The sequence below is a fragment of the Gottfriedia solisilvae genome (genome assembly GCF_002128405.1).
GTDB classification, from domain to species: domain Bacteria; phylum Bacillota; class Bacilli; order Bacillales; family Bacillaceae_G; genus Gottfriedia; species Gottfriedia solisilvae.
In genome coordinates, this window is sequence record NZ_NETJ01000006.1 from 77,065 (window position 1) to 98,505 (window position 21,441).

A 21,441-nucleotide genomic window follows, 5' to 3' on the forward strand; every position below is an offset into this window, starting at 1 on the left:
GGCTAGATGTAATAGGCTATCTTTCTTTTTTGCTGTAAATAATAAATACCAATTCAAACATATTTTTCAACAAGGAACGGAAGAAAAATGGATCATATACAAGAAATATTAGGAAAAGAATGGACAATCTCGCCCGCTGGTGGATTTACTGGTGAAGCGTATATAGCTGAAAATAAAGATAAGAGACTATTTCTAAAGCGAAATTCTTCTCCTTTTTTAGCAGTATTATCTGCAGCAGGTTTTGTACCGAAGTTAGTTTGGACAAGAAGACTTGAAAATGGTGATGTATTAACTGCCCAGGAATGGGTTATTGCGCGTAGTTTAGAACCCTTTGAGTTATCTGCGAAAGGGGTTGCTCAGTTTTTGCATCGTATTCATTCTTCAAAAGAATTGGTATATATGTTAACTAAACTTGGAATCCATCCTTTAGAACCTCAAGAATTATTACAAACAATTGTGGGGAATTTAACTGAAGAATTTACTCAAAGTAAAATCATTGTAAAAGGGATTGAATACTTAGAGGAAAATATGCCTTCATTCAATCCAGACGACTTAGTCGTATGTCACAGTGATTTAAATCACCATAATTGGTTATTAACTGAAACGAATAATTTATATTTGATAGATTGGGACGAAGCAATTATTGCTGATAAAGCTTTTGATCTAGGGATGTTTTTGTTTACGTATGTTGAACAAAAGGATTGGGACAAATGGCTTCGAAACTACGGCATTCGATATACAGACGATCTAATGAATCGAATGAAGTGGTATGTTGCAGCGCAAACAATCATTTGGATCAAATGGTACACTCTACGAGAAAATGAAAAGCAGACCCTTAAAATGGAAAGTCTGCTTGAAAAAATCTTAAGTTGATTTTACAAAAATTTCCTCGGAAATTGTCAAAAATTAAGAAAACGAATCTATATCCGTTACCCATTGCGAAAGCTGATTTTGATGATTTGTAATATGTTGGTCTAAATCTGATGAATATTTTCCAGATTGACTGTAGTAATAAACATCATTTAACTTACTTTTTACATCATCAGTAATTTGGTCATTTGCTAATAATGACTGTACTAATCTTTCAAGTTGCTCACACTCTGAAACGGTACCGCAGCAATCTGATTGATGATTCGTTAAAATATCTTTTAAAATCGTTAATTGATGTTCATGATTTAAAGGCATATATCCACATCCTTTTTTAAATAAGTACACTTAAAATAGTTTGTGTAAGACAATATGATTTTATACAGTACCCGTAATAACCGAGTGCCATTAGTGCTTGGTTTTTTCTATGAAAAAAAGAAAAGTGGAGACGACTCGCCCTGTTCCGACAAGCATAAGACATGGATAGTAAAAGGTAGTTTTTTAACCTTTAAATATCATTCAATACTTTATAAAAAGAATAAAATGGCGTATTTGAAGCCATTTATTTTATGCCAAGAGCTAGATAACTGAAAGGAAGTGTACATTATGCGTTTAAGACATAAGCCAGGTGCGGCTGATCAAATAAAGCAATATGCTCACTATGTTATTCCAAATCCAACTGAGCAAAAAGGGAAATGGAAGCAAGTATTTGAAAAGGAACAACCACTTCACATTGAAGTAGGTACAGGTAGAGGACGCTTTATGGTTGAGATGGCAAAAGCGAACCCTCATATTAACTATATTGGAATTGAAAAGTATACAAGTGTCATTTCAGATGCATTAGATAAACTAATTGAAGCGGAAGTTCCGAACTTAAAGCTTTTAAATGTTGATGCACAAAAACTAACTGACTTTTTTGAAGATGGAGAAGTTGATCGTGTTTACTTAAACTTCTCAGATCCATGGCCAAAGGTACGTCATGAAAAACGTCGCTTAACTTATAAAACATTCTTATCAATGTATCAACAGATTTTACATGCTGATGGTGAAATACACTTTAAAACAGATAACCAAGGATTATTCGAATTTTCAATCATGAGTATGGCGAATTTCGGAATGACAATTCATTTCTTAAGCTTAGATCTTCATAATAGTGAATTTGAAGGAAACATTATGACTGAGTATGAGGAAAAATTCTCTTCTAAAGGAAATCGAATTTACAGAGTAGAAGCTGCATATCGAAAATAAAAAAAGGACTAGCAAAGACAATTTTTTGTCAATGCTAGTCCTTTTTTAAATTAGGATTTGTAAAAACTCAAATAAAGTAAAGGCGATGGAACCAATAACTGCTGTCATTCCAGTACTACTGAAATAATCATGTGGGGAAGGAACAACTTGTTCAACGAACCATCCTCCAGCATCAGGAGAAACTTCACCTGTTTCACTTGGAGCGAATTTAAATAATAACAATGCAATTAAAATAAATAATCCAACGAATGGCGCTGTTGAAGTAAAATCTAAATCAAAATAGTAGCAAATAAGTGCTGAAACAATGTACTCAACAACAATGACAATAATAATCTTGAAGATGTTTTTTAGAAAAAAGCTTTTTTGATTACCTTTATCATTACTTAATGCCGCTCTCATTTTTTTAGCGTCTTTAAATTGAAAATAAAGACTGATAAAATACGCAATGAAAAATAATCCAACCGTAAATATCAAACAGATAACGGCTTTTAATATGAAATAGTTGAATAGAAAACTCATGATGTACCTCCTAAAATAAGCAAAGCTCTTCCAACAGTATACAATAGATTCGTAAAACAAGTAATATTCAGGTAATTTCGAAAAATGTTATACTAAAGATGAGAAATACTGGAGGGGATAATCATGGAACAATTGAAGATTGGAACTTGTGTCATTCGGTGGTTGAATGGCGGAAATACTCAATTAGATGGAGGAGCAATGTTTGGTGTTGTTCCGAAAGCACTTTGGTCAAAAAAATATGTTGTAAATGATCAAAATCAAATACCTTTGCGTACAGACCCTTTATTTATTCAAACAAATGGATTAAATATTTTGATTGATAGCGGAATTGGTGTAAATAAATTAAATGAAAAACAAAAAAGAAACTTTGGTGTAACAGAGGATTCAAGCATAGAAGAACATTTATCAAATTATGGTGTAACAGTAGAAGATATCGATTATGTCATTATGACTCATTTGCATTTTGATCATGCTAGTGGTTTAACGAAATTTGTAAATGGTGAATACCAATCTGTCTTTTTAAATGCCAAAATCATTACATCTAAAATAGAGTGGGATGAAATGAGAAACCCTAATATTCGTTCAGCTAATACATATTGGAAAGAGAATTGGGAAGCTATTCAAAATCAAGTCATACCATTTGAAAATGAATATTCTGTTACAGACGAAATGACGGTCATTCATACAGGTGGCCATAGTGATGGACATAGTATCATTAAAATCGAAACTGAAAATGAATTATTATTACATATGGGTGATTTAATGCCAACCCATGCACATAAGTCACCATTATGGGTTATGGCATATGATGATTATCCAATGACTTCTGTATATGCAAAAGAAAAGTGGGTGAACGAAGGATTAAATAGAAACTCCTGGTTTACTTTTTATCACGACGATGTGTATAGAGCAGTTAAGTGGAATTCAGATGGGCAAATTCTAGAGTCTATTCAAAAAAACTAATCTGCAATTATAGCCCTTCATTTTCGATCCAATTTCTACGAATAGATGAATGGATCGAAAATGAAGGGCTTTTGCCTAAATTTTGCTTTAGTTTAAATTTTCATTATACAATTTGAGCAGAAATTAATTCACCGTTAACGGCATTAAGGATGAAAGAATAATTAGTTGTATGGTTATCAGCTTCAACAACCGTGAAGCCACCTTCGTACACGTCACCCTCATAGTCAGGTAACTCAGCCCACTTAGGTTCTGAATGAATCCAAGTACCAGTTACATTTCCATATGATAAGAAGACTGGTTTAATTGTTTTTAAAGCTTTCTCAGCTGGTACATACTGTGAAGAGAGTTTTTTCTGTAAGTAAAGACCGCCTGCAATCCCTAGACCTAAACCGATTAATACACGTTTTAATTTCATTTATGCCACCTCTAATATGTAATAGTTTACGTGAAAAATTATCTATACCTAATCTTAGTCAAATAGAGTCAACATTTCAATGATTAGCATTGGTATTATATGCTATTTTTCGATAAAATAAAGAAGAAAATAAAATGTTTTCTATAGAGAGGAACGAAAATATGAATCAAGATACTCTTCAACTTTTTAAATTTCTTACAGAATTACAAGGCGCATCTGGCTTTGAGCATGAAGTTCGTCATTTTATGAGAAAAGAATTAGAGAAATACACAAATGAAATAGTACAAGATCGACTTGGTAGTATTTTTGGCGTAAAACGTGGTGTTGAAGATGGTCCAACTGTAATGGTTGCGGGTCATATGGATGAAGTTGGCTTTATGGTCACTCAAATTACTGAAAATGGGATGTTACGTTTTCAACCACTTGGTGGATGGTGGAGCCAAGTATTGCTTGCTCAAAGAGTTCAAGTTATGACTGATCAAGGTCCTGTAATTGGGGTGATTGGTTCAATTCCACCACATTTACTAAGTGATGAATTAAGAGCTAGACCAATGGATATTAAAAATATGTTAATTGATATTGGTGCGGATAATAAGGAAGATGCTTTGAAAATAGGTGTTCGTCCTGGTCAACAAATCGTTCCAGTTTGTCCGTTTACACCAATGGCAAACGAAAAGAAAATAATGGCAAAAGCATGGGATAACCGATACGGTTGTGGTCTTGCACTTGAATTATTAAAAGAAGTTCAAAATGAAGAATTACCAAATATTTTATATTCAGGTGCGACAGTTCAAGAAGAAGTTGGATTAAGAGGTGCCCAAACAGCTGCAAATATGATTAAGCCAGATATATTCTATGCGTTAGATGCTAGTCCAGCGAATGATATGTCAGGTGCAAAATCAGAATTTGGTCAACTAGGTAAAGGTGTTCTTTTACGTATTCTAGATCGTACGATGGTAACTCATAAAGGCTTACGTGAGTTTGTTTTAGATACTGCAGAAACAAATAATATTCCTTATCAATACTTTGTATCACAAGGTGGAACTGATGCAGGAAGAGTACATACTTCAAATGACGGCGTTCCATCAGCAGTAATCGGAATTTGCTCAAGATACATCCACACAGCGGCTTCCATTATTCATGTTGATGACTACATGGCAGCGAAAGAATTACTTGTTAAGCTTGTAAAATCAACTGACAAAACAACAGTTGAAACATTACGTAACTACTAAAAAATCTAGATATTTTGTCTACACATTAAGAAGCCTATTAAAGGCTTCTTTTCTATTAGATAGTAAGTATTTCTAATTAATTAAGGGAGAAATAATTAGAAATACTGTAATTGAGCCGTTTGAATGATAAAAAGGATAATTAGAAGAAATTATTTGGAAAATAAGGTGCTCGACTCAATTGGAGATGAGGGGCAGAGAGAAATCTCAGGCATAAAAAATCATTTTAGAAGTTGAGTGGAGCGTAAGGTGCTCGACTCCTATGGGAAATGCTGGACAGCTGAGACCCCGCAGGCGCGAATGCGACGAGGAGGCTCAGCGCCAGCCTCATGGAAAGCGAGCATCCTGAAGCGGAATTCAACACTCTTCTTTTAGCTGAGTAAGAGCATAAACAGAAACAACGAATGGGAGACACAACTATGAAAATAACGATTGGTTCACTAAATCCGACTAAAGTAGAAGCAGTAAAAAGTGTTTTTCGTCATTTTGAAGTAATAGGAAAAAACGTCCCATCTAACGTATCAAATCAACCGATGACTGACCATGAAACAATGGAAGGTGCAATTAACCGCGCAAATAATGCGAAAAGAGAAGGTAATTCAGAGATTGGAATCGGTTTAGAAGGTGGAGTAATTATTGAAAATGATAGATTATTCCTTTGTAACTGGGGTGCCCTTGTTTATGAAAATGAAACAATTTTAGCAAGTGGTGCTAAAATATTATTACCAAGGGAATTTATTAAAGAATTGCAAAATGGAATTGAGCTTTCAGAAATAATGGAAACATACACAAACGAAAAAGATATTCGAAGTAAAGAAGGCGCAGTGGGAATCTTTACGAATGGTCAAATAACAAGAACCCAAATTTTTGAACATATCTCTAAACTATTATTAGGCCAATATGAGTTTCAGATTGGTCATGGTAAGACAAAGAAATAAGTCGTCATTTTTGCATATCGATAAAAATACGTTAAAATATAAGAAAACCAGACATGAAGGGAAGTAAATAAAATGGAAAAAATAACATCAGTTGAACAATTTGAACAAGCAAGACAAGGAGAAAATGTCGTTTTTCAATTTTCTGCAGACTGGTGCCCAGATTGTAGATTTTTAGATATGTTCTTCCAAGAAATTATTGATGAAAATAGTGATTTTACTTTTTATTATGTAGATCGCGACCAATTCATTGAGGTCTGCCAAGAATTAGATATATTTGGAATACCTAGCTTTGTAGCATTTAATAAAGGTGTAGAAATTGGACGTTATGTAAATAAAGACAGAAAAACGAAGGAACAAGTTGAAGAGTTCCTTGCTGGATTAAGAGGGTAATAAGGAAGGTAGTTCAATTGGCTAAGAAAACAACGTTAGATATCAAAAGAATGATTGAAAATCGACTTAAAGACGAAAAATGGCGTTTTATTTATGATCGAGAAAAAGAAGATCTACGCATTGAAGGTAAAGAAAGTCAAAAAGGGATGAGTGTTTCATTAAATAGTGCGGTTGCGAAATATGAATCAGAAGGTGAAGCAGCTTTTGAAGAATTAATTTATTATGTTGAAGAAGCTCTCGCTGCTATGCATTCTGAAACTGTGTTTTTAGAAGAACAAGTTTTACCAGTCATTCGTGCAACTTCTTTTCCTACTGAAAAAGAAGAAGGGAATCTATTTGTCACGTCTGAACATACAGCCGAAACAAGAATTTACTATGCGATTGATTCAGAAAAAACGTACCAACTAATCGATGAAAACCTATTAACGAAATCTGGATATACGAAAGAACAGATTCACACAATGGCCCTCTTTAATTTACGGAAAATGCCTGCTAATATAAAAGAAGATACGGTTGCTGAGAACATATTTTACTTCGTACGCACGAATGATGGCTATGATGCAAGTAGAGTATTAAATGGAACATTTCTGAAAGAAATACAATCGAAAGTAAAAGGTGAATTCTTATTAGGAATCCCGCATGGAGATGTATTAATTATTGCAGACATTCGAAATAACGTAGGTTATGATATAATGGCGCAAATGAATATGAGCTTCTTTGCAAGTGGCAAAATTCCGATAACATCACTTTCATTTGCCTATGAAAATGAAAAGCTAACACCAGTATTTATTTTAGGAAAACAGAAGAAACAGTAGAGAGGAAGAAATCAGTGAATATTTTTTATAATCTTGAAGGAATTGGTGATACGCTTTTAATCACTTTAAAACAAATTCCATCAGAAGATCGCAAAGTAGAACGTAAAGGGAATATTGCCCGTGTTTATAGTGTACATACAAATGAAACTGTAGCTATTAATGTTTTTCAAGCATCTTCATATGTTGATGTACAAGAACAAGGAGTCGTTACAATTACTGAACCATTAGTAAACACTTTAAATGAATTATTAGAAAAAGAAGGCTTTACTGATACATTAGTGTTAGATTTATCACCTAAATTCGTAGTTGGTTATGTTCTTGAAAAAGAAAAACATCCAAATGCTGATAAATTAAATGTATGTAAAGTTGATGTTGGAACGGAAACTTTGCAAATTGTGTGTGGTGCTCCGAATGTTGAACAAGGCCAAAAAGTAGTTGTTGCGAAAGTTGGCGCTGTTATGCCATCAGGATTAGTTATTAAAGATGCAAACCTACGTGGAGTAGATTCATTTGGAATGATTTGTTCTGCACGTGAACTTGATTTACCGAATGCTCCACAAGAAAAAGGTATTCTGGTTTTAGAGTCAGACGCTGAAGTAGGACAACCTTTCAATCAATAATTAAATCATATTAAAAATGCTAGTGCCTATAGTGGGCAACTAGCATTTTTTTTATTAAAATTATCTTATTTTAAGGAAGCTATTTTCTAATTTAATATGAAATATGTCATTATTTAATTGATTTCTAAAAGTTTATATCGAAATATATGAGTTTAAGCAGAATTTGTAATAATATTGTGTTTTTTGTCATTATATCACATGGTAAAATAGAAGATACGAAATGAAATAGAGAGAGTGAGAATAATGAAAAAGTGGTTAAAGAGTCTATTTAAGGGAGATAGCCTTAATGAGATGAAAAATGAGATTGACGAAAAGCCATCTGATGCTAGAGTAATACAATCGCACTCTATCGATATAAAAAAACAAGATGAATTTGAACGTCCTAATTTCAGATTTCCCTTGCAATTAGATGACGATGTAATAGTGAAAGAAGAACAACATCACGAAGTCGACACAGTATTCCAAAAGCAAAAAAATTATGATTTCTGGCAAAATAGTGCCTCTCAACCAAGCAATCAAATGAATAAAGAAAACAATCAGACTTCATTCAAACAGAGAGAGGATCTCTGGCAAAGTTCAACGCATTTAATGAATCAATCAAATAGAGAAAAAATCCAGCCTTCATACAATCAAAGAGAAGATTTTTGGCAGGAAACAACGAATTCAAAGAATCAATTACATAGAGAAGAAGTTCAATCTGTGTATAAACAACAGAAAAATAATTTCACGAGGAGTGAAGTGACCCAACAAACAGAAAAAGCAATACCTGAAAAAGAAGAGAAAGTTGATATTGTTTTTCGACCTAAACGAAAAACGCCTTTTCGACCAAGTGAATATATTTCACCGATTTATGGTTATCAAAAGCCTGATAGCTCAACAAATGAAGTACTATCAGATCCATTATTAAAAAGAGATGAGGCCTCTTTAGAGGAAAAAGTACAGTCTCAAAATGAAGTTAACCAAATCCAACAAAATCAAACATTTAATGAGAAGCAACAAAACCAAAATGATTCGATTGAAAGCGAAGGAAATAGCATAATTCTTTCGAAGAATCAAAATGTAGAGCTTGTCGAAGATGTAATTCAAGCTAAGACACATGATTATGAGATGAATGAGACTGAGGTATTAGAAAGTATTGAGGAAAAAGAGGCTCAAACAGACCTTAATTCCGAAGCAATGCAAAATGGAATTCAAAATAACATAGAAGATATAGTCGTGGCTGAAATAGAACTCACTCAGGACGAAAAACTAGAAGAACCAAAAGTAACGGAGTTCATCGACACTTGTGATTCTACAAATCTAGTCACAGATTATTACGAATTAAGAGATGAAGAAAGTAGTCAAGATGAAGAACGCAACGAATCTTACAAAAAAGAGTACGTTTCGGATGAACAAAATCGCACTGAAGATGAAGCAGTTGAGCTTCTAGAAGAAATAAAAAAGAACGGTTATGTGACTCAAAATGAAGATTGCACTCAGATAGAGCAAGTTTCAGATTGTGAAGAAGAAGTTCAAAATGAAACGACTGAAGAAAGTATGAGTGAAATTGAAGACTCAGAAGATTTGGAAAATCTTGTAGTCAATGAACAATTAGATTCTATTGAAGAAGAAATTGTAACTACTTCTGATCAACTCCAAAATGAACATAAAACAATCGTTGAACATAGTGAGACTTCGATAAAAGAAGCATCTCAAGAAAGCAAAACTACGCCTGAGAAACCTAATGAAGAAAAGCGGGAGAAAAAACGAAATTTCCCATTCAATGTAATGATGCTTAGAAGTGATGTTGAAGCTTCACGCAAGGCAAATATCATGAGACAGCTACGTGAACTGCAAAGTGAAGCAGCGGCAACTTTAGAAAAAGTGGATAAAGAAACAGAAGCGCATGTTCTAACTGACGAAAATTCAGCAAATTCAATTGAGAGTGAAATCGTAATTGAACAAAACAGTATTGATCATCGTGTAAATGAAAGTTCTTCAAAGCAACAGACAGAATCTATGCATGAAGTGCCGTCAACTACAGATGACAATATAAAAACAATGCATGAAGTGACTCCAACAAAAGATGACAGTACCGAAATGAAGTATGAAGTGACTCCAATTAATGATGACAATACAGAATCGTTACAAAATGAAAATGTACGTGAAGAAATAGTTGAGAATACTTTCGTAAAGCAAACGGATGAAGTGATCATTGAAGAAATAAACTCGAATGAAACTACACCAAACCAATATCAAGAAGTGCCAGTTATGCCACCAGTCCTATATGAGTTACCTGAGCTGGGATTATTAGCTGAGCCACCGGTTGAACAATTTAATGACGGTGATTGGGTCGAAGCACAAAAAGAATTACTTCAAGAAACGCTTCAAAATTTCAATGTGGGTGCAAAAGTCATTGCGGCAACACAAGGCCCGACAGTTACAAGATTTGAAGTACAACCAGACCCAGGTGTAAAAGTTAATAAAATTACCAATTTACAAGATGATATCAAATTAAGTTTAGCAGCTCGTGATATTAGAATCGAAGCGCCGATACCTGGAAGAAGTGCAATAGGAATCGAAGTACCAAATCGAGAAAGTAAGCCAGTATTCTTAAGTGAGCTTGTAAGCAAGGACAAATTTTTACAAAGTGAATCACCATTAACTGTAGCACTTGGGCTTGATATAGGAGGAGAACCTGTTTTTGCAGACATTTCTAAGATGCCTCATGGATTAATTGCAGGTGCAACAGGATCAGGTAAAAGTGTTTGTATCAATTCAATCTTAGTCAGTATTTTATATAAAGCAAAACCACATGAAGTTAAATTAATTTTGATTGATCCTAAGATGGTTGAGCTTGCGCCTTATAATCACATACCACATTTAATTTCTCCGGTCATTACGGATGCACGAGCAGCAACAGCGGCATTAAAATGGGCATGTGATGAGATGGATAGACGATATGATTTATTTGCTCATGCAGGTGCACGAGATATAAAACGATTTAATGATTTGGCAAAGAAAAAAAGCGCATTTAATGATGAGCTTCCATATTTGGTGATCGTAATAGATGAGTTAGCTGACCTAATGATGGTTTCACCAGGGGATGTAGAAACTTATATTTGTCGAATTGCACAAAAAGCTAGAGCTTGCGGTATACATTTACTAGTTGCTACACAAAGACCGTCAGTTGATGTAATCACAGGTATCATCAAATCTAACATTCCGACACGAATTGCTTTTACTGTATCATCACAAGTTGATTCAAGAACGATTATTGATATTGGTGGAGCTGAAAAGTTACTTGGACGAGGAGATATGTTATTCTTAGATAATGGAAAATCTCAAGCAATTCGTTTACAGGGCGTTTATGTTTCAGATGATGAAATTGAACATGTAGTTGAAATTGTGAAAGATCAACAAAAACCTAATTATTTATTTAATCAGGAAGAACTTGTAGCAAAAGCAGATGCACATGATGTAGATGATGAACTGTTTGAAGAAGCAGTTGAATTTGTTATTGATCAAAAAGGAGCTTCTGTATCAATGCTACAAAGACGTTTTCGAATTGGATATAATCGTGCAGCAAGATTAGTTGATCTGATGTTTGACCACGGCATTGTATCGAATCAAAATGGAAGTAAGCCTCGTGATGTTCTGATGACGTTGGAGCAATTTCATTCTGAGGAATAAATTTGATGGCAGTAAGACCCTAAGAAACGAATGTTAAAGTGTTTTTGACTCATACTAGAAAAATAGAACGATACAATCAGCAGGTGAAGATTCATGGAAAAAGAATTAGATTTAAAATTAAAAGGTAAAATAAATCGTTTAACGAATCAAACATTTAAATTCGACGAGCGTATTGGTGAAGGATGGTTTTCTGCAGTTTATTTCTTAAAAACGAGAGAGATTATTAGAAAACAAAAGCCAGAAACTGAAGTTACAATGCAATTTTTTCAAAGAGAAAATGCTGTATTATGTGGAACAGATGAGGCTATTGCTCTATTACAAACATTTGCAGATCATCCTGAGGAACTAATTGTGCATTCGTTAAAAGATGGCGATAAAATAGAACCGTTTGAGACTGTATTAACGGTACAAGGTAAATATGCTGATTTTGGCTTCCTAGAAGGAATAATTGATGGAATCTTAGCAAGACGTACATCTGTAGCAACAAATGTATATAATGTAAAACATTCAGCAAAATCAGCCGGAATAAAGAAACCGATTATCTTTATGGGTGATCGTGATGATCACTTTACAACACAAGCTGGTGATGGTTACGCTGCCTTTATAGGTGGCGCTACTGCACAAGCGACCCATGCAATGAACGAATGGTGGGGCAATGAAGGTATGGGTACTATGCCACACGCATTAATTCAAATGTATAACGGAGATGTAGTGGAAGCTGCACGTGCATATACTGAGGTCTATCCGCAAGATGATTTAATTGTCTTAGTAGACTATAATAATGATGTCATAACCGATGCGCTAAAAGTGGCTCGAGAATTTGGTAATAAATTAAAGGCTGTTCGTGTTGATACGTCTAAAACAATGATTGATCAATATTTTATTGCGAACCCAGAACTGTTAGGCACATTTGATCCAAGAGGTGTAAATCCACCGTTAATTTTTGCTTTACGTAAGGCGCTAGATAAAGAAGGCTATCATCATGTTCAAATCGTCGTAAGTGGTGGTTTTACTGTGGATAGAATTTTAGCATTTGAAAAGCAAGGTGTACCAGTAGATTTGTATGGTGTTGGTGGAAGTTTGCTAAAAGTAAATATTGGTTTTACTGGTGATAATGTCGAGCTTAATGGAGTACCACAAGCGAAAGCTGGGCGTAAAATACGTGAAAACACTAGACTTGAAAAAGTAGAAATGAAACGTAGAGATTGAGGAATTAGTACCTGAATATCAGTTTCATAGTGTAAGTATTTCTAGACGGTTATGTGATTATTTCCATCTATTTCCTTTTAGTGTAACTGAAAAGGAATAGTCGTATAGCTTGTAAAGTGATATAATACTATTTGCGTAAAATATAAGTTAGTTATCAATAAAACAATAACTAGACTCGGCGATTTATTACTGCATCAAATTGAAAAAATAATGATGCCATTTCTTTTATTCACACATATACTGTCTAAGAGATAGGCCGTTGTATTAGTGATCGATTTTGGAGGTTCTTTTAATATGACAGTTTACCATTTTGTAGGAATTAAAGGTACTGGAATGAGTGCATTAGCACAAATCTTACATGACTCTGGTTTTAATGTTCAAGGATCAGATCAAGAGAAGCACTTTTTCACTGAAAATGAGTTACGAAAAAAAAATATTACGATTTTACCATTTGATAAAGAAAACATTAAAGAAGGCCAATTTGTGATAGCAGGTAATGCGTTTCCTGACACTCATGAAGAAATTGCTACTGCTATTGAAAAAGGAATTCCAATGGCTCGTTACCATAAATTCTTAGGTGAATTTATGGAGAAATTTACTAGTGTTGCTATAACTGGAGCACATGGCAAAACCTCAACAACAGGTTTACTTGCGCATGTTGTTTCTGGTGCGCGTCCAACATCTTTCTTAATTGGAGATGGAACTGGTAAAGGTGAGAAAGATAGTGAATATTTTGTATTCGAAGCTTGTGAATACCGCCGTCATTTTCTTTCATATCATCCAGATTATTGCATCATGACAAATATTGACTTTGACCACCCAGATTATTATAAAAGTGTAGACGATGTATTTGATGCATTTCAACAAATGGCTGATCAAGTTAAAAAAGGTATCATTGCATGTGGTGATGACGAGCATCTTCAAAGAATTTATACAAAAGTGCCAGTAATGTATTATGGATTTAATGAAGATAATGATTTCCAAGCACGTAATATTGAAAAACATACGAATGGTACAACATTTGATGTGTTTGTTCGTAATACGTACTATGCGACATTTGATATCACAGGATATGGTGACCATAGTATACTGAATGCATTAGCTGTAATTGCATTATGTCATTATGAAGAGATAGAAGTGGAAATTATTAAAGCAAGATTATTAACATACGGTGGAGTAAAACGTCGCTTTAGTGAAAAAAGATTTGGGGATCAAGTGCTTATTGATGATTATGCACATCACCCAACTGAAATCCAAGCAACGATCCAAGCAGCACGTCAAAAATACCCTGATAGGGAAATTGTTGCAGTATTCCAACCTCATACATTTACACGTACAAGCAAATTTTTAACTGAGTTTGCTGGAACTTTAGAAAAAGCAGATAAAGTATATTTATGTGATATTTTTGGATCTGCTAGAGAAGAAAAAGGAACGTTAACAATTGAAGACCTTTCAAGCAAAATTAAAGGTGCTCAACTATTAACTGATGATAATATTGCTGATCTTCAAAACCATAAAAACAGTGTATTAATTTTTATGGGCGCAGGAGATATTCAGAAATATCAAGCGGCTTACGAAAAACTGTAAGACTTTAAAACCCATTTATGACATTCATAAGTGGGTTTTTTTATTGTGTTTTGAAAGTAACTAATTTATCGTAAATAGTAAATGGTGAATATTTTTATATAAAATAATGGCTCTGTTTATTAATTGTTGATTTTAGCTAAATACATTAAGAGTATGAAAAGAGAATAGTTGGTTCGAGAGTAATTGGAATAGAAATCAACATTCCTTTTTAACAGAGCCAAAATAATAAAAAAATGGGAGAGTATGTATGAGTACATTAGAACCTGTTGTTTTAACTAAAGGAGAAATTGGAGTTCAATGTCCAATTGCTAAAACACTTGATGTAATCGGGACAAAGTGGACTTTTTTAATTATTAGAGACTTACTAATTGATGGAAAACTAAGATTCAGTGACTTAATGAGGTCGGTAGAAGGGATTAGTCCAAAGACGCTTTCGCTTCGTCTGAGAGAATTAGAGGAAAAAGGAATTGTAACAAGAAAGGTTTACCCAGAAGTACCTCCTCGCGTTGAATATACCTTAACTGAAAAAGGTAAAAGCTTAAAAGGAATATTTGTTGAATTAAAGCGCTTTGGCCTTACGATTTAAGATTGAATCTCCTAGTTTTGGTACTTTGCCTACAAACTGAAATGGAACAGAAATGTTCCATTTTTTTTTATGCTTTTGACCTTTAATAATACAAAACTATCAAAAAAGTAACTATATGAATAAAATATCACTTCTTGTTGGGTAGTTTTTTTAGAATTACAATATGTTTTAAGTTAAAAAGACTATTTATATAGGGGGAATGATGAATGTTAACGAATAAACGAATTGTTATTATTGGAGGTAGCTCAGGTATTGGGTTGGAAACAGCCAGACTTACTTTAGAAAAAGGAGCAGAGGTGATTATTGCTAGTCGTTCAGAAAAAAAGCTAAAAGAAGCGAAGGACTCTTTGCAAGGAGAAGTTACTATTTTTACTCTAGATGTGACAGACGAGATTCAAGTAAAAAACTTCTTTGAGAAAATAGGGCAGATTGACCATCTAGTCATTACTGCTGCAGAAACATCTAGTGGATTATTTCTTGAAACAGAAGTCGATGTTGCCAGACAATTGTTTAATAATAAATTTTGGGGACAGTATTTATGTGTTAAATACGGTGCGCCACATCTTACAAAAGGCGGATCGATTACATTATTCTCAGGTATTGTTGCCTATAAAGCAATGGTTGGTTCAGCGGTATTGGGCTCAGTCAATGCAGCGGTTGCCAGCCTTGGTCAAACATTAGCGCTAGAGCTTGCACCAATTAGAGTGAATGTCATCTCACCCGGCATCATTGATACTCCATCACGTAGCAAAATGTCGGACGAAGCACGTAATCAATTTTACGAAGGAATGGCTAGTAAACTTCCAGTAGAGAAAGTAGGCAAAGCAAAAGACGTTGCCTCGGGTGTTTATTATTTAATCAAGAATCATTTTGTTACAGGGACGGTTCTTCATATAGATGGAGGCCACATATTAATTTAGGTAAGTCATTTTAGTACACTTCTAAAATACATGTCTAAGCAGGTATTTTCTTAAATAGAAAGAATAAATCTGTATAGTGATCTTTTAAGAAGTGAGGGGATTAAGATCGGAATTGATTTTTATTGTGAGGAAGTATTAAGTGGTAAAACCAAAGTAAATATTGTTCATGAGACTGAGAGAGTATTAGCTTATCATCATACGAAGCCTTTTTATCCAATACATATTGTTGTCATACCAAAAAAACATATTTCTTCATTGTTGACGATCGAAGAAGAGGATCAAGATTTGTTACTAGAAATGTTGAGTGTTATAAAAATTGTAGCAGATAAAGTGAATTCAGATGCTGGAGCATGTAGAGTTTCAACAAATCTTGGAAATTACCAAGATTCGAAACATCTACATTGGCATGTCGCTTCGGGTAACCCACTTTAGATGAATGGAGATTTCAAATGTATACATTTTTTGAATATAATTGGCAAGTAAGAAATGAGTGGCTGGAGTTGTGTAAAACTTTACCGAATGAAGAATTGTTAAAAGAACGTGTTGGTGGGATTGGCAATATACTTCATACACTTCTTCATATTATAGATGTAGAGTACAGCTGGATCAGATGCATTCAAGGAAAACCAGATGTCGAATTCGATTTTGATAAATATAAAACAGTAGAAAGTGTAAGAGAATTATCAAATGAGCTACAAATAGAATGTAAGAATTTTATACAATCATGGTCGAGTGAAATGGAGCATACTCCAGTAAAAGCTTCATGGGCAAAAAGGGAATACACAAAAGGTGAAATTGTGAGGCATATTATTGCCCATGAAATTCACCATATTGGTCAATTATCTATTTGGGTTAGAGAGTTAGGGGTACAACCGGTTTCTGCAAATTTAGTTGGAAGAAATCTCATTATAAAAAATTGATAAGGAATTGAAATATGTAATAAAAGCTCAGAGTACGAACTCTGAGCTTTTATCATTAGTCTCTCATTCTCACAACGTGAGGATAGATAGGATCCTTTAATTCGAATTCGTATGATACACCATCTACGATTCCAACGACTTTTTCGCTATCATATAAATCAAGCATAAATCCTGCCATTTCTTTTGCTGTATGGTATTTAGGAATTAGCCCTTCGTAGTTAACATCATGGTCTAAACCATAGGAAACTTTTGCGAATTCAGTTTCAGTCGCTGCAGGAGCTAATACTTTTGCTTGCATTTTTGCTCCGTTTCTCTTTAATTCGTGTGAAAGTCCTTCAGTAAATGCACTTACATAAAACTTTGTGGCACAATAAGTAACGGCATCTCCTACAATTGTGTAACCTCCTCCCGAGGAAACATTAATAATCTGAGTACCTTCAATAGAACTATAATCGCGAACGAAAAGTGACGAAAGGATTGTCAATGCTTCAATATTCAAATGGAGCATTGTTTCAATTTTATTTAAATTTTGATCACCAATTGATGCAAAGTTTCCAAATCCTGCATTATTAATCCATGTTTCGATTTCTAAATTCTTTAGACTTTCATATAGTTTATGCGCATTATTAGAGATAGATAAGTCAGTTGGATGAATGATTACATCTAAGTCAGCATTTATTTTTTTAACTTCTGATTTTAACTTCTCCAATTCTTCAGTTCTACGAGCAACAATCACTAAGTTTTTTCCACGTTCAGCAAATGCAAGAGCAGTTTCATATCCAATTCCTGAACTAGCTCCTGTAATAACTGTATACTTGTTCATTTTATTTTCCTCCTAGAATATTAAATTGATTAAATTAATTGTGTAGTGGATACCGGTTTATTATACTGGTTAGAGTAAACTCTAAGTCAAATAAATCTTTTTGTAATTTTATTTAAAAGAAAGGAGGTTTTTTGTGTATTCAATAGGTGAAGTATCTCAAATGTTAGGAATTAGTGCTCATACGCTTCGTTATTATGAAAAGGAAAAAATCATTCTTCCAGATCGAAATGAAAATGGAGAAAGAATATATCATACTAATCACGTCCAATGGTTACAGTTTGTTCTAAAATTAAAGGAAACACAAATGCCAATATCGAAAATTAAAGAATATGCTAATTTGTTTACTCAAGGAGAACAAACTTCTTTAGCAAGATTAAAATTGCTAGAAGAACATAAAGTTTCAATTGAAAATCAGCTAAAAACATTAGAAGAAACAAACAACATATTAGAGAAGAAAATTAGTTCTTACAAAGATTTCATTCAAAAAAATTAACTTTACTTTGAATTTCGATGAAAGGAGAAATGACATGATTTTAGAAGCCTGTATATTGACAGTTAAACCTGGGATGGAAGAAGAATATGAGGATGCATTTAAAAAAGCATCTAATCTCATTTCTTCAATGAATGGGTATGTAGGACATGAATTGCAAAAATGTATTGAAGTTAAAGGAAAATATATTCTATTAGTTAAATGGAATACGATTGAAGATCATACAATTGGATTTAGACAATCCCCGGAATATCAGGAATGGAGGAAATTATTACATCATTTTTATGATCCATTTCCGACAGTTGAGCATTATGAAAATGTACAACTTTCTTAATTTATTACAACATCAAAAAAACCTTATTGGGCTAATCCAATAAGGTTTTAACATTAATCGACTCTTTCTTTTCTTCGGAACATAAAATATGCTATTAATCCAAGTAGAGCTGCTAATGCTAGAAATCCTAACCAACCATAATTCATATGAACATCATCGTCTGCAGGATTTAATGTATTTCCAACAGGTTTTGGCGTAACAGTTCTTTCGTAATAACGGTTTGTATCTGATGTACCATTGTTATTCATCGTTCCATTATTCAACTCATTTACATTACGATTTACATCATTTTTCATATCGTTAAATTCATTTTTCGTGTTATTTAATATGTTATCGTTGTCATCCATAACATGATTTGGATCATAGAAATCATGATCAAAGTCTCTATTAATACGTTTGTTGTTTTTTTCGTAGCTTTGATCTAAATTTGTTGAATCTGAAGCTGCAAATGCATTTATCGATAACAGTAATGTGAGCATTAATGTCGTTAATGTTAGTAAAATTCTGTTCATACGAGTCCTCCTTTAGGAATGTAGTATTACTTTTTGTCACTAGAGGAGGAATTATTTATACCAAATCCGACCATTAATTTGATTGGCCTTTTATTAGTAAAACTCTTTGATTGGCCGTTTTATACCATTGAAGGCAAAGGATAAAAATAATGATCAAATCAACTAAATCACCACCGTAATACATTACTTTCCCACCAACTTGCGATTGTTCAGTTGGGACAAAGTTCGGAGGATGAATGAAAATATATTTAGATAAAATATCGTGACCGGCTAAAAATAGAATCATACATATTGAACGATAAGGGAAATGATGGCGGTGTGGTGTTGGATCAAAATAAATTATTGAAATTGTAAATAAATACCCAGCTAGAAAAATGTGAATATGTACAAATAGATGAAGTAGCGTATGTTGATGCATCGAACTATATAAATTGGTAGTATAAAGAATCCACAACCCTCCAATGTTGAGCAGTAATGCGATGATTGGGTTACTTAAAAAACCAACGATTTCACTTTTTAACAATCTAGATATAAAACGTGCGTGCTGTACCTTAATCGTGCGTAATAAAAGTGTGAGAGGAAAAGAAAGTGCAATAAATAGTGGAGCAAGCATTCCTAACAATAAATGAGCATACATATGTGAAACAAAATTAATATGCGAGGAATGTGCAATTGGCCCTACTAAAGCAATTGCGATACACGTTAATCCTAAAAACCAAGTGACATAACGATATTTTGGCCATTTTTTATGACTATTTCCACCGAAATTTGCAGCATAACAGTAAATTAATAACATTAAAAATAATCCAGTAAGAAGGATCCACGGAGAATAACCAACTTGAGAATGGACTATATGGCTATGATTCATTTTTAATCATACCTTCAGATTTTCTTGTTCTAAGTACAATTACCAAACCAAAAATAACCATAATCAAGGCAGTAATATTCCAAGTCAAATCATATGGAAGTATATCAACATGATAACGTATTTGATGTAGCTTCATGAATTTATGTTGAACTGTCCCGTCATAAAGTTGAAAAAGACCTGCTCCAAGAAATAGTCCGCCAATCCACCGTTTAAGCCAAAATGCTTTCTTTCTACGTAAATCTGCAAGTAGAAATAATGACCAAATTGTAGAAAACCAACTAAACGCATGAAATAAGCCATCTGAAATAAGACCAATGGAGGTTGTTGATTTGTCATAAAAATGATGCCAATGAAGTAGTTGGTGAAACGCTGTTTCATCAATGAATGCAACCATACCTAGTCCAAATAGTACTCCTGACCAAAAATTTTGCTTTCTAAATTTTGAAGTATTTTCGATTTTCACTATCAATCTTCCTTTAAACAGTATTTTCCTCAATTATTCTACCCTTAGCTACAAATTCACAAACGCATTAACAATCTCTTCTTATAAATTTTTTCCCATATATTGCTCGGATAAATAGACCTATACTACATATCATAATTTTGTTATCAAAATAATTAGGAACAGGGGTTAACATATAAATGTACTATTACAAAGAAGAATTGATCAATATCATCAAACCAGATAAACCAGATCCTGCTGCTGCAAAAGTACTTCAGGAAGCATTAGGTGGACAATTCGGGGAAATGAGAACTATGATGCAATACTTTTTTCAGAGTTCAAATTTTAGAGGAAAAGCAAAACAGTATCGTGATTTAATAAGAGGTGTATTTTTAGAGGAAATAAGTCATGTAGAACTTGTTCAAAGTACCATCAATCAACTTTTAAATGATTCAGGCTTATCTACTCCTGGAAATGCGGGAGTAGATGGTGCACCAATTGATGAAGCAGTTAAACATGCTAATCCTCATCATTTTATAGTAGGTGCAAAATCTTCTTTACCTGTGGATGCTGGTGGGAATCCTTGGAACGGCTCTTGGGTATATAATCATGGGAACTTAATAGCTGATTTATTAAATAATCTAATGTTAGAATCAACAGGTGTCTTACAAAAAACAAGAATTTATGAAATGAGTTCGAACCAAACTTTAAGGGAAACTTTAGGTTTTTTAATTGTACGTGATAATGCCCATCAAAACGCTTTTGCAAAAGCTTTGGAAACACTTGGAGTAAACTGGGGTAAATTATTCCCTGTACCGAATTATGATATAAATAAGTATCCTGAGTGTAGAAAGTATGTAGAAATGGGATATCATAATGCTCAGTTCAATTTCAGACTTGATCAAACTCGTATTGGAGAAATATTTAATGGACAAACACCAAGTAGAAATGGTGGTGAATTAATGGTCACGGATCCACCTGAAGGATTCCCGGTTCCTGAATTACCAGATATGCCAAATGAACATGCTTCTGGCTTATATGATTTGAATAGCTAAAATAAAAAAACAATAATGA

At 33.6% G+C, this 21,441-nt stretch carries 25 protein-coding genes; 18 read left to right on the forward strand and 7 right to left on the reverse strand.

The genetic code is table 11. The annotated features are described in order from the left end of the window. Positions 1–87: 87 nt before the first annotated feature. Positions 88–873 (forward strand): phosphotransferase family protein, encoded by a 786-nt coding sequence (locus tag CAB05_RS18375; RefSeq protein ID WP_174567300.1) that lies wholly within the window; start codon positions 88–90, stop codon positions 871–873. A gap of 33 nt (positions 874–906) precedes the next feature. Here CAB05_RS18375 and CAB05_RS18380 read toward each other — a convergent pair whose 3' ends face one another. Continuing rightward, complete coding sequence (locus tag CAB05_RS18380) at positions 907–1,185, reverse strand: YtzH-like family protein (RefSeq protein WP_088002602.1); 279 nt, start codon at positions 1,183–1,185, stop codon at positions 907–909. A 288-nt stretch (positions 1,186–1,473) separates the two neighbouring features. On the opposite strand from CAB05_RS18380, the gene trmB reads away from it, so the two are divergent. Continuing rightward, a complete protein-coding gene (trmB, locus tag CAB05_RS18385) occupies positions 1,474–2,115 on the forward strand; it encodes a tRNA (guanosine(46)-N7)-methyltransferase TrmB (protein WP_088002605.1) in 642 nt (213 codons plus the stop codon). A gap of 45 nt (positions 2,116–2,160) precedes the next feature. On the opposite strand, the gene CAB05_RS18390 is transcribed toward trmB, so the two are convergent. After that, complete coding sequence (locus CAB05_RS18390) at positions 2,161–2,634, reverse strand: hypothetical protein (protein WP_088002608.1); 474 nt, start codon at positions 2,632–2,634, stop codon at positions 2,161–2,163. A gap of 123 nt (positions 2,635–2,757) precedes the next feature. Between CAB05_RS18390 and CAB05_RS18395 the strand changes: the two genes are divergently transcribed. Next, positions 2,758–3,597 (forward strand): YtnP family quorum-quenching lactonase, encoded by an 840-nt coding sequence (locus CAB05_RS18395; RefSeq protein WP_088002611.1) that lies wholly within the window; start codon positions 2,758–2,760, stop codon positions 3,595–3,597. Positions 3,598–3,700: 103 nt separating this feature from the next. Here CAB05_RS18395 and CAB05_RS18400 read toward each other — a convergent pair whose 3' ends face one another. Next, a complete protein-coding gene (locus tag CAB05_RS18400) occupies positions 3,701–4,012 on the reverse strand; it encodes a hypothetical protein (protein ID WP_088002614.1) in 312 nt (103 codons plus the stop codon). Between the two features lie 161 nt (positions 4,013–4,173). Here CAB05_RS18400 and CAB05_RS18405 point away from each other — a divergent pair, with 161 nt between their 5' ends. From CAB05_RS18405 to CAB05_RS18460, 12 genes are all read left to right on the forward strand, one after another. Beyond that, positions 4,174–5,244 (forward strand): M42 family metallopeptidase, encoded by a 1,071-nt coding sequence (locus tag CAB05_RS18405; RefSeq protein WP_088002617.1) that lies wholly within the window; start codon positions 4,174–4,176, stop codon positions 5,242–5,244. A gap of 416 nt (positions 5,245–5,660) precedes the next feature. After that, a complete protein-coding gene (locus CAB05_RS18410; RefSeq protein WP_088002620.1) occupies positions 5,661–6,179 on the forward strand; it encodes a DUF84 family protein in 519 nt (172 codons plus the stop codon). Positions 6,180–6,251: 72 nt separating this feature from the next. Further along, the gene (locus CAB05_RS18415; protein WP_088002623.1) at positions 6,252–6,569 is read left to right on the forward strand and encodes a thioredoxin family protein; all 318 of its coding nucleotides are present in this window, start codon (positions 6,252–6,254) and stop codon (positions 6,567–6,569) included. 17 nt (positions 6,570–6,586) lie between these two features. Next, positions 6,587–7,384, forward strand: a complete 798-nt coding sequence (locus tag CAB05_RS18420) for a DUF1444 family protein (RefSeq protein ID WP_268876414.1) — start codon at positions 6,587–6,589, stop codon at positions 7,382–7,384. Positions 7,385–7,398: 14 nt separating this feature from the next. Beyond that, a complete protein-coding gene (gene ytpR / locus CAB05_RS18425; RefSeq protein WP_088002626.1) occupies positions 7,399–8,004 on the forward strand; it encodes a YtpR family tRNA-binding protein in 606 nt (201 codons plus the stop codon). Between the two features lie 243 nt (positions 8,005–8,247). Then, entirely contained in the window at positions 8,248–11,676 is a 3,429-nt protein-coding gene (locus tag CAB05_RS18430; RefSeq protein ID WP_088002629.1) for a DNA translocase FtsK, read from the forward strand. A gap of 93 nt (positions 11,677–11,769) precedes the next feature. Then, the gene (locus tag CAB05_RS18435; protein WP_088002632.1) at positions 11,770–12,885 is read left to right on the forward strand and encodes a nicotinate phosphoribosyltransferase; all 1,116 of its coding nucleotides are present in this window, start codon (positions 11,770–11,772) and stop codon (positions 12,883–12,885) included. A gap of 294 nt (positions 12,886–13,179) precedes the next feature. Next, positions 13,180–14,472 (forward strand): UDP-N-acetylmuramate--L-alanine ligase, encoded by a 1,293-nt coding sequence (gene murC / locus CAB05_RS18440; RefSeq protein ID WP_088002635.1) that lies wholly within the window; start codon positions 13,180–13,182, stop codon positions 14,470–14,472. 247 nt (positions 14,473–14,719) lie between these two features. Beyond that, complete coding sequence (locus CAB05_RS18445) at positions 14,720–15,058, forward strand: winged helix-turn-helix transcriptional regulator (protein WP_088002637.1); 339 nt, start codon at positions 14,720–14,722, stop codon at positions 15,056–15,058. Positions 15,059–15,264: 206 nt separating this feature from the next. Continuing rightward, the gene (locus tag CAB05_RS18450; RefSeq protein ID WP_088002640.1) at positions 15,265–15,978 is read left to right on the forward strand and encodes an SDR family oxidoreductase; all 714 of its coding nucleotides are present in this window, start codon (positions 15,265–15,267) and stop codon (positions 15,976–15,978) included. A gap of 105 nt (positions 15,979–16,083) precedes the next feature. Further along, the gene (locus CAB05_RS18455) at positions 16,084–16,410 is read left to right on the forward strand and encodes an HIT domain-containing protein (protein ID WP_088002643.1); all 327 of its coding nucleotides are present in this window, start codon (positions 16,084–16,086) and stop codon (positions 16,408–16,410) included. 17 nt (positions 16,411–16,427) lie between these two features. Next, entirely contained in the window at positions 16,428–16,898 is a 471-nt protein-coding gene (locus tag CAB05_RS18460) for a DinB family protein (RefSeq protein ID WP_088002646.1), read from the forward strand. A gap of 55 nt (positions 16,899–16,953) precedes the next feature. Here the strand turns inward: CAB05_RS18460 and CAB05_RS18465 are convergent, their stop codons facing one another. Beyond that, a complete protein-coding gene (locus CAB05_RS18465) occupies positions 16,954–17,721 on the reverse strand; it encodes an SDR family NAD(P)-dependent oxidoreductase (RefSeq protein ID WP_088002648.1) in 768 nt (255 codons plus the stop codon). 133 nt (positions 17,722–17,854) lie between these two features. On the opposite strand from CAB05_RS18465, the gene CAB05_RS18470 reads away from it, so the two are divergent. Together CAB05_RS18470 and CAB05_RS18475 are read left to right on the forward strand one after the other, a co-directional pair. Next, entirely contained in the window at positions 17,855–18,214 is a 360-nt protein-coding gene (locus CAB05_RS18470; protein ID WP_088002651.1) for a MerR family transcriptional regulator, read from the forward strand. 34 nt (positions 18,215–18,248) lie between these two features. After that, entirely contained in the window at positions 18,249–18,545 is a 297-nt protein-coding gene (locus CAB05_RS18475) for an antibiotic biosynthesis monooxygenase family protein (protein WP_088002654.1), read from the forward strand. A 53-nt stretch (positions 18,546–18,598) separates the two neighbouring features. Here CAB05_RS18475 and CAB05_RS18480 read toward each other — a convergent pair whose 3' ends face one another. The 3 genes from CAB05_RS18480 to CAB05_RS18490 all read right to left on the reverse strand — a co-directional run bounded on the left by CAB05_RS18480 (position 18,599) and on the right by CAB05_RS18490 (position 20,394). Beyond that, positions 18,599–19,057 carry a hypothetical protein gene (locus tag CAB05_RS18480; RefSeq protein ID WP_088002657.1) on the reverse strand — a complete coding sequence of 153 codons (459 nt, stop codon included), beginning with the start codon at positions 19,055–19,057 and terminating at the stop codon, positions 18,599–18,601. A gap of 73 nt (positions 19,058–19,130) precedes the next feature. Continuing rightward, positions 19,131–19,925: a cytochrome c oxidase assembly protein gene (locus CAB05_RS18485; RefSeq protein WP_088002660.1), complete on the reverse strand. Its 795-nt coding sequence runs from the start codon at positions 19,923–19,925 to the stop codon at positions 19,131–19,133. Beyond that, on the reverse strand, positions 19,915–20,394 hold the full coding sequence (locus CAB05_RS18490) for a DUF2243 domain-containing protein (RefSeq protein WP_088003010.1): 480 nt from the start codon (positions 20,392–20,394) through the stop codon (positions 19,915–19,917). The genes CAB05_RS18485 and CAB05_RS18490 overlap by 11 nt, the downstream gene beginning before the upstream one ends. Positions 20,395–20,567: 173 nt before the next feature. Between CAB05_RS18490 and CAB05_RS18495 the strand changes: the two genes are divergently transcribed. Next, a complete protein-coding gene (locus CAB05_RS18495; RefSeq protein ID WP_088002663.1) occupies positions 20,568–21,422 on the forward strand; it encodes a manganese catalase family protein in 855 nt (284 codons plus the stop codon). The last annotated feature ends 19 nt before the right edge of the window (positions 21,423–21,441 follow it).